Origin of the sequence: Actinomadura harenae (genome assembly GCF_003696215.1) — a bacterium.
GTDB lineage: Bacteria > Actinomycetota > Actinomycetes > Streptosporangiales > Streptosporangiaceae > Spirillospora > Spirillospora harenae.
Map to the genome: position 1 here is coordinate 1 of NZ_RFFG01000217.1, position 4,550 is coordinate 4,550.

Here is a 4,550-nt window from a genome sequence, read left to right on the forward strand (position 1 = left end):
TCCCGCAGTCGTGGCCGCCCACGCCGCCGCAGGCGCACGCGCTGGGCGGCCACGTCGCATCCTGCGGAGTGTGCGCGGCCCAGCCGGTGCCGGACCTGTCGCCCGACGAGGTCCTCGGCCACCTGCCGGTCGCCGCGATCCCGGCCGACCTGCGCCTGGACGTCCTCAACGCCGCCGCGTCCCCCGCGCGCGCCGAGGCCCGCCGCTCCGCCGCCGCCCTCAGCGAGCCCCTGGACCCGGACGGCTGGCCCACCCCGTACACCCCGCGCCGTCCCAAGCGAGGCCGCCGCGCCCGCCCCAACGCCGCCGAGGCTCCCGTCGGCGCGGCTCCGGGGGACGCCGGCCAGACGCCGAACCGGAACGCCGAGGCGCCCGCACCCGGTCCCGCCGGACGTCCGGGTCCCGACGTGATCGGCTCGGGTGCCCCCGACACGACGCTCTCCTTCGAGGCCGTCCCCGGCGACGCCCCCGCCGGGCGGTCACCATCTAGCGGTGGTGGCGGTGGCGGCGGCGGCGGACGGCATTCGCGGGACGCGTCGTCCGGCAAGGGCGAGGACGGCGAGGACCTCAAGCCCCGCCGGTCCGGGCGCATCCCCGAGGACGGAGACCGCTGGGTCGCCGGTGAGCTGCGCAGCGCGCGCGGACGCAAGCGGGCCGTCCTCGCGACGGCGGGCAGCGTGGCCGCCGTCGCGGTCCTCGGCGCCGCGGTCGCGGCGTTCGCCGGGGGCGGGGGCGGAGGCGCCGGGCCGGTCGCGAAGGGCGGGAACCCGGCGACGCCCTCGCCGTCCGAGAGCGTCGTGGAACCGCCGATGAAGGGCGCGGGAACCCCCTCGGGAACGCCGACGCTGCATGCGAAGACGGGCTCGTCGTCGCCGTCCCGCTCGCCGTCCGCGACGCCGACGACCACGAGCAGCTCGCCGACGCCCCACACCCACACCACGACCCAGCCCCCGCGCCGCACGACGCCGCCGCCGGCGACGCATCCGCCGCGTCCGGGGACGCTGTCGGTGGCCGGGTGCAGCATCGGCCTCGGCGACAGCTGCGAGATCACCGTGACCGCGACCGGCGGGTCCGTGACGTGGCGCGTCGTGGGCGTCTCGCGGGGCCTGTCCGCGTCCGGGTCGGGCACGCTGTCGGCCGGCCGGTCCGCGACGGTGCAGGTGCGGCGCGAGAGCATGTGCTGGGGCTCGCGGACGGGACAGGTCGCGTTCTCCCCCTCCGGCACCGCCGCCGTCAGCTTCTGCTGACCTTCGCTACCAGGCGGAGCGGGTGTCCAGGACGGAGTGCGCGCGGGTCAGCAGCACCGGCACGGCCGAGCCGATCTGGTCGAAGCCCTCGCCGACCGTGGCGTGCTGCAGGAAGCGCGCGTGGATGCCCTCCAGGATGACGGCGAGCTTGAAGCACGCGAACGCGACGTAGAAGTCGATGTCGGAGAGGTCGGAGCCGGTGAGCTCGGCGTACCGTCCGGCGAACTCGCGGCGCGTCATGAAGCCGGGCGCGACGGTGATCGTCGCGCCGACCGGGAGCAGCTCCGCGTCGGACGCCTCGGCCCAGTAGACCAGCGTCAGCCCCAGGTCGGACAGCGGGTCGCCGAGCGTGGACATCTCCCAGTCCACGACGGCGGCGATCTCCGGTTCCGGCTCCAGCCGGGCCAGCGCGTTGTCGAGCCGGAAGTCGCCGTGGACGAGCCGCGCGGGCGCGTCCCGGGGCGGGACGGCGGGCAGCCGCTCGGCGAGGCGGGCGGCGAGCCGGTCGTATTCGGGCAGGTCGCGCGTGGTTCCGGTGGCGTGGATCGCGTCCCGCGACGCGTCCCACTGCCGGCCCCAGCGGCGCAGCTGCCGCTCCATGTACCCGGACGGGCGGCCGAAGTCGGCGAGCCCGGCCTTCTCGACGTCGACGGTGTGGATCGCGGCGAGCGCGGCGGCGAGGGCCTCGCTGAGCCCGCGCGCGCCGTCCGGGGTGAGGTCGGGGGCCTCCTCGGGGGTGCGCAGGACGCGGCCGTCCACGAACTCCATCAGGTAGAAGCGCGCGCCGATGACCTCCGTGTCCTCGCACAGCGCGAGCGCGGCGGGCACGGGGACGCCGGTGCCGTGCGTCCCGAGCGCGGACAGCACCCGGTACTCGCGTCCCATGTCGTGCGCGGTCGGCAGGACGTGCCCGAGCGGCGGGCGGCGCAGGACGATGCGGTCGCGGTCGCCGCCGGTCAGGGTGATCGCGTAGGTGAGGTTGGAGCGTCCTCCCGCGATCACCTCGACGCCGTCGATCCGCCCGGATCCGGGCAGTTCGCGCGCGAGCCAGGCGGCGAGTCGGGGCACGTCGATGCCGGGGACACCGGCCGGGAGTTCAGCGTCTGCCGTCATGGCTCCCTATTAGAACGCGGCTCGGTTCCCCCTGGGAAGCCCGCCGCGCCACCACCCCCGGCGCCCGCGCTCCCGCACCCTTGGCCCGGCCGGATCCGGCCGTGGTCGGTCCCACCCTCCCCAGCCGTCCCAGCAGCCCGTCACCTGCGTGTTCGCCACCGTGCGGGGAGTGACGCGCGGCTGATGGACGCGGGTGCGCGCAGGAATGTCGCCGTCCCAGGTGAGAGCGGACTCCGGCGGGGGTAGTCATCACCGACACAAGGCAGGAATGTCGATATACGACCATCCACACCGGCCCCCAGCGGGCCGACCGGACCCCGCACGTCCGGCCGGGCCAGAAGGCAAGGACCGGACCGAACACCGAACGGGGCCGTGACCCACGCGCCCCATTGGGGGGGACGCACCGTGGCCGACGCATGGCTGCCCGCAGCCGTCCGGCTGCCCGCGCGACAGGACGGCGGCGCCCTCCGGGGCGGCGCGCCGAGGGTCGTGTGGCTGACCAGCGGGTCCGATCCGCGCGCCGTGTCGGCGCGGTCGCTCGCCGCCGACCTCGCCAAGATCGGACGTCCCGCGCACCTGGTCTGGAACCCGGTCTCCGGCGAGCTCGTCCAGCAGGTCCCGATCGTCCGCGCGGCGCTCGCGCTGGCCGAGGACGGCCCGGCCGGCGACTTCGACCTCGTCCCCGGGCGGGAGGGCCGGATCTGCGCGCAGATCATGGTCGTCGGGGAGGCCCGCGAGCCGTTCACCGGCGGCCCGCTGACCGGCCTGGACCCGGTCCTGCGCTGGCTGGACGGCTGGGGCGTGGCGCGCCGCTGGCCCGCCGGGCCGCCGCTGCCGACGCCGCAGTCCTACGAGTCCCGCCGCGAACGCCGGGCCTGGGCGCGCGGCGGGCACTTCGGCGCGTCCCAGGTGCCGGACGTCGTCCGGCCCGACCCGGGAGGCCTCGACGTCCGCCGCCTGACCGGCCCCGCCACCGCACTCCCTGAAACCGTGACCCCCGAGACCGTGCTCCCGGACACCGTGCTCCCCGAAACCGTGCTCCCTGAGACCGCGCTCCCCGCCCTTCCCCGTTCCCTTCCCGTCCCGGGGGACGACGGCCCGCTCGGCAACGGCTCCCGCAGGCCACTGCTCACCCGGGCGGCTCCTCCACCGGCCACGGCCCCGCCGACGGCTCCGGCCCCGGCCCCGCAGGCGCCCCGGCCCGTCCCGGTGAACGCCCGCTGACCCGAGGCGCCCGTCAGGCGCCCGCCACGAGACGGCGGACGAGGGCGCAGCCGGTGCGCAGTTCGGCCCGTCCGGAGACCGCGCCGTACCCGATGACCAGCCCGGTGAACCGCGCCGGCCCGGCGTGGTGGCGTTCCAGGACGTCCAGCAGGACGCCGTGCCGGAGCGCCTCGCCGGCGATCTCCTCGGCGCGGCCCGGCGGCAGCGACGCGACCAGGTGCAGCCCGGCGGTGTCGCCGACCAGGGGCAGACCGGCGAGCTCCTCGGTCACGACGGCGCGGCGGCGGGCGTACTCGGCGCGCATCCGCCGGACGTGCCGTTCGAGGTCGCCGCGCTCCAGCAGCAGCCGGACCGCCTCCTGGGACACGGCGGCGGTCCGGTCGGCGAGGTCGATCCGGCGGCGCGCGACGGCCGCCGCCAGGTCCGGGCGGGCCACCAGCCAGCCCACCCCGACGTCCGAGGTGAGGATCTTGGCCGTGGTGCCGAGGTGCACCACGATCTCCGGGTCCAGGTCGAACAGCGCGGGCAGCGGCGCGACGTCGTAGCGGAACTCGCCGTCGTAGTCGTCCTCGACGACGAGCGCGCCGGTGCGCCGCGCCCACGCCAGCAGCGCCTGCCGCCGGGGCACCGGCAGGACGCCCCCGAGCGGGTACTGGTGGGACGGCGTCGTGTACACCATGCGCAGGTCGCCGGGCAGCGCGTCCACGACGAGGCCGTGCTCGTCGACCGGGCACGGGACGGGCGTCATGCCGCGCGCGCTCAGCACCGTCCGGGCGCGCGCCCAGCCCGGGTCCTCGACGCCGACGCGGTCGCCGGGACGCAGGACGGTCGCGGCGAGCAGGTCCAGGCCGTTGCCGATCCCGCGGGTCACGACGACGGCGTCCGGGGCGCAGGACACGCCGCGGCTGCGCCGCATGTGCTCGGCCAGCGCGACGCGGAGGGCGGGCCGCCCGCGCGGGTCCGGGC

At 77.1% G+C, this 4,550-nt stretch carries 3 protein-coding genes and 1 pseudogene; 2 read left to right on the top strand and 2 right to left on the bottom strand.

Annotated features, from left to right (window positions below):
• Positions 1-1,247 (top strand): annotated as a pseudogene (locus tag EBO15_RS44925) (hypothetical protein); the annotation flags it as partial.
• A gap of 6 nt (positions 1,248-1,253) precedes the next feature.
• On the opposite strand, the gene EBO15_RS42640 reads toward EBO15_RS44925, so the two are convergent.
• Positions 1,254-2,360: a phosphotransferase family protein gene (locus EBO15_RS42640; protein WP_122200121.1), complete on the bottom strand. Its 1,107-nt coding sequence runs from the start codon at positions 2,358-2,360 to the stop codon at positions 1,254-1,256.
• A gap of 405 nt (positions 2,361-2,765) precedes the next feature.
• Here EBO15_RS42640 and EBO15_RS46660 point away from each other — a divergent pair, with 405 nt between their 5' ends.
• The gene (locus EBO15_RS46660) at positions 2,766-3,584 is read left to right on the top strand and encodes a hypothetical protein (protein ID WP_233616859.1); all 819 of its coding nucleotides are present in this window, start codon (positions 2,766-2,768) and stop codon (positions 3,582-3,584) included.
• A gap of 13 nt (positions 3,585-3,597) precedes the next feature.
• On the opposite strand, the gene EBO15_RS42650 is transcribed toward EBO15_RS46660, so the two are convergent.
• The coding region (locus EBO15_RS42650) for an aminotransferase-like domain-containing protein (RefSeq protein ID WP_147481914.1) at positions 3,598-4,550 on the bottom strand (953 nt) is incomplete at its 5' end.